Below are 1,374 nucleotides of genomic sequence, written 5' to 3' on the forward strand. Positions count from 1 at the left end.
GGTTGTCTAATCGCAACTGGGGCGTCAATAGCAATCTTTTGTAAGCAGCGCTGCCGGGTGCATGGTTGTCTTCGCGGTCGACATCGGTCGCCGCATGATGGAGCTTCGCAGCACGAGCCTTCAATGTGGTTGACGCATTCAGCTGAGACAGCGATGCAACCCCATCAACGGAATGGCTCGGCTCACGTCCCGGCAGGGACGCCTTCAAGCGCTCAGTTAATGAGCGCTATTCGATACTATGCTGTCACGCCCGCAGTCGGATTGAAGAACTCTCCGGTCTTCAGCATGGTGTGCATGATGACAGCYAGCTTTCGCGCGACAGCCACTGCAGCTCTTTTGAAGCCGATCCTCTCTCGCAGCTGAAGCCCCCATGTTCGCAAGGAACTCTGTACGGAGCTGCGCGTGAGAATGACCGAGGCCGCTTCGTATAGGAGCCCACGCAAATGTCGGTCTCCGCGTCGGGATATATGCCCGTCATAATCGACTTCGCCGGACTGATAGCGGCGCGTGGTGAGACCGATCCAGGCACCRACAGATCGAGACTTCCGGAAGTTTTCTGGCTGTTCAATGGCAGTTGCAAAAGATGTTGCAGTGATTGCTCCCACGCCGGGGATAGACATCAGGATGCGGCAGGCCTGGCTACTACGGGCATCGGCGACCAGTTGGCGCCCCAARTCCGCCGCGCGAGCGCGCAGACCTTTCCAAGCGTCGAGAAGCGGTAGCACGACATGCGCGAGATCATCATGGCTGCAAAGAAGATTTCGAACGTTCTTCTCGAATACGCTTCCTTTGCCTGGTGGAACGACCAAGCCGAACGTTTTCATGATCCCGCGGATCTGATTGGAAAGTTCGGTAGTCATATGGACCAACCGAGTGCGAGCAGCGACAAGAGTACGCGCTAACATGCTTTCGAACCCCTTCACGCGTACCTCTCGAAAGAATCCGACTTCTGCCAGGTGCGCCAACCCATCGGCATCATTTGCGTCCGTTTTGTTCGTCGCCATGTCGAGCGCCGCTTTAGCGTGTCGCGCATCGATGCAGATGACAGGCAGGCCCTCTGCTCGAAGCGCATGATAGAACCACACCGAGAGCGGTCCTGTTTCAAACACCACGCGTTTCACTGTGGGTGCTCGCTTGCGGATAAGTTCGGAAATGACGCGAGGATCTGATGTGCATTTCCCGCGCCAAACACGCACACCATCTCGGCGGATGGCAACCGCCGTCTCTTTCATTGACACGTCGAGGCCGATATACTCTTCCATGGCTGTTCTCCATTGATGCTGGGCCCGGCGTCCAGTCGAGAGCCCGTACCTCATCTTATCGGGGAACAGCCGCCTTCCAAGATAATGTTCGAATCCGAAGGGGCATGGCTCC

At 56.8% G+C, this 1,374-nt stretch carries 1 protein-coding gene; it reads right to left on the bottom strand.

Translation table 11 applies throughout. The features are described 5' to 3' along the window. Positions 1–236: 236 nt before the first annotated feature. The gene (locus AC1DUP_RS36735) at positions 237–1,262 is read right to left on the bottom strand and encodes an IS110 family RNA-guided transposase (RefSeq protein WP_113301847.1); all 1,026 of its coding nucleotides are present in this window, start codon (positions 1,260–1,262) and stop codon (positions 237–239) included. Between the last annotated feature and the right edge of the window lie 112 nt (positions 1,263–1,374).

It is taken from the genome of Rhizobium sp. 01L419 (genome assembly GCF_056400025.1).